This window comes from Streptomyces sp. UH6, from assembly GCF_013421635.1.
In the GTDB taxonomy this organism is placed as follows: Bacteria; Actinomycetota; Actinomycetes; order Streptomycetales; family Streptomycetaceae; genus Streptomyces; species Streptomyces abyssomicinicus.
The window spans coordinates 1-2565 of the sequence record NZ_JACADT010000824.1 but is presented as its reverse complement, the minus strand read 5'-3'; the positions used below and the strand labels follow the sequence as shown (position 1 = coordinate 2565).

Genomic DNA, 2565 nt, shown 5'->3' with positions numbered 1-2565 from the left:
CGTCCCGGGACGACCACGGCGACGTCGGCCGCCCGCGGTGGTGCGGACCGCCTAGCCGCCGGTCGCGGCCGGCCCGGCGGGTCCGCGGCCGACCCGCGCGATCCCGGTCTCGTAGGCGTACACCACGGCCTGGGCGCGGCTGCGGAGGTTCAGCTTGGTCATCACCCGGTGCAGGTGCGTCTTCACGGTGGACTCGCTGACGCACAGGCGCGCGGCGATCTCGTCGTTGCCGAGCCCCTGGGCGACGAACCCGAGCACCTCGACCTCCCGGCCGGTGAGCGGGTCGGCCGCCTCGTCCGCGGGTCTCGGCGGCAGGCCGTGGGCGGCGGTGTGCCGTTCGACCAGTCGCCGGATGCGCGCGGGGGCCACCAGGAGGTCGGCGCTGAGCGTCGCGGTGACGGCGCTGAGCAGCTGGGCCGGCGGCATGTCCTTCAGCAGGAAGCCGCTGCACCCGGCGCGCAGCGCGGCGTAGACGAACTCGTCCTCGTCGAAGGTGGTGAGGACGACGATGCGCGGGACCGGCTCGGTCTCCAGGGCGAGGATGCGCTCGGCGGCCGCGAGACCGCTGAGGCGGGGCATCTTGATGTCCATCAGGATCAGTTCGGGGCGGTGTTCGCGGGCGGCCGCCACGGCCTCCTCGCCGTCCGAGGCCTCCACCACCGGGCCGAGCCCCTCCACCGTGCGCAGCAGGGTGACGATGCCGGAACGGATCAGGTGCTGGTCGTCGACGACCAGGATGCGGGCCACGGGGCTCCTCGGGAAACGCTCGCCTCTTCGGTCAGCCGCTGGCCCGGTCCCGTCCCAGGGGGATGCGGAGCTGCACCTGGAAACCACCCCCCGGGCGCGCCCCGGCGGTCAGCGAGCCGTGCCAGATCCTCGCCCGTTCCCGCATGCCGATCAACCCGTGCCCGGTCCTTCCGGAAGATGTGGCCGAAAGCGATCCGCCCTGGTCGGAAATGGTTACCACCAGTAGCTCGGACTGGTACAGGACGCTCACCACGGCCGCGCGGGCCCCGGAGTGCTTCACGACGTTGGTCAGGGCCTCCTGCACGACGCGGTAGGCGCAGAGTTCGATCCCCGGGTGGAGCGGCCTGCGCTCCCCCGCGTGACGGACCTCGACGCGCACGCCGACGGCCTCCAGCCGCTCGGCGAGCACCGGTATCCGGTCGATGCCGGCCAGCAGGTCGTCGGGGACCGGAGCGGCCGGATCCTCCGGTTCGCCGGTGTCGCCGAGGTCGTAGGTGCGCAGCACCACCAGCAGGCGGCGCAGCTCGTCCAGCGCCTCCCGGCCGGCGGTGGCGGCGGCGCTGAGCGCCTGGTGGGCGGCGGACGGGTCGGAGGGCAGGAGGTACTCGGCGAGTCCCGTCTGGAGGGTGATGATGGTCATGTGCTGCGAGATGGTGTCGTGGAGCTCGCGCGCGATGCGGAAACGCTCGTCCAGCACGGCGCGCCGGGCCTCCTGCCGCTGCTGCTGGTCGAGCAGCGCGGTGAGGCGGCGCAACTCGGCGTTGCGTGCGGCCAGTCGGCGCTGGGTCAGCCCGATGGCGAGGGCGACGCCCGGTACCAGCACCGCCTGCACGGCCACCACGGGCCAGGGAAGCCGCCCGTACGCCCCGCTGAGGGCGACCACCGCCGCCAGCAGCACGACGCCGCACCCGGTACGGGCCGGCCGCTCGCGGGCGGCGGCGGAGACGAACGCGACCGCCGGGACCCAGAAGTTGAGGGAGGGCTGGTACCCGAGCACCAGGTAGCCGGCGAAGCCCGCCACGGTGGTCAGGAGCACGCCGAAGGGCCAGGTGTCGCGCCAGGCGAGCGCCAGGGCGATCAGGACGGTGAGCAGGTACGCCCAGAGGTCGAACGCCCGCCAGGGCTCCGGCCGGTAGAAGGCCCCGGCCAGGCAGCCCGCCACGGCGAAGCACGCGGCGAGGGCGACGTTGGCCGGGCGCGGGCGGCGGGCCGGCGACGCGGGCATCCGGTCATGGTAGGTGACGATTCCCAACTGCTGCGCCCCCGGCGTGTGTTGTCCGCTGCGCCGGCCGTGCCGCGGCGCCTCAGGACCGGATGTACTCCAAGGCGGTGTTGATCCTGGTCGTCCAGCCGGTGAGGCGGGCGCCGTCGTCGAAGGGCACCACCAGCGGCAGGTCGACGAGGACGGGCTGACTGCCGGTGCTGCCCGGCGTGCGGCCGTGCGTCTGCAGGGTGATCACGTCCGTCTCGAACTGGTCCATCGGGATGTCACCGGCGAACAGCCCGCTGTACGCCTCCTGTCCCGGGCCGAGGACGACCGGCCCGTCCGGGTCGCTGCCCTCGTAGGCAGGGACGGCGGACCGCGCCGTGACGTGGTCCGAGGGGTCGCCGAGCCACACGTGCGGGTGGTGGTAGACGGCGCACGCCTTGTCGCCGTCGTTGGTCACGACGATCAGGAAGTGGTCGGGGTCCTCGTCGTCCGACCGCTTCTCGTGGGTGGTGTGGAAGGAGAGGTCCAGGGCGTCGCAGGCGGGGGCGGAGCCGCCGCCCGTGCCGCCGTTCCCCTTGCCGCCGGTACCGCCGGCGGCGCCGCCCTTG

At 73.9% G+C, this 2565-nt stretch carries 3 protein-coding genes; all 3 read right to left on the bottom strand.

Going from position 1 to position 2565, the window contains the following annotated elements; genetic code table 11:
• Positions 1-51: 51 nt before the first annotated feature.
• Positions 52-747 (bottom strand): response regulator transcription factor, encoded by a 696-nt coding sequence (locus HW445_RS26350; protein WP_180223384.1) that lies wholly within the window; start codon positions 745-747, stop codon positions 52-54.
• 31 nt (positions 748-778) lie between these two features.
• A complete protein-coding gene (locus tag HW445_RS26345) occupies positions 779-1972 on the bottom strand; it encodes a sensor histidine kinase (RefSeq protein WP_180223383.1) in 1194 nt (397 codons plus the stop codon).
• A 79-nt stretch (positions 1973-2051) separates the two neighbouring features.
• Positions 2052-2565, bottom strand: a 514-nt coding sequence (locus HW445_RS26340) for a DUF4232 domain-containing protein (protein ID WP_180223382.1), incomplete at its 5' end; no start/stop codon positions are given.

Excerpts from the sequence above, each read along its gene's own strand:
- HW445_RS26345 (WP_180223383.1), bottom strand. The coding sequence starts at position 1,972 with ATGCCCGCGTCGCCGGCCCGCCGCCCGCGCCCGGCCAACGTCGCCCTC.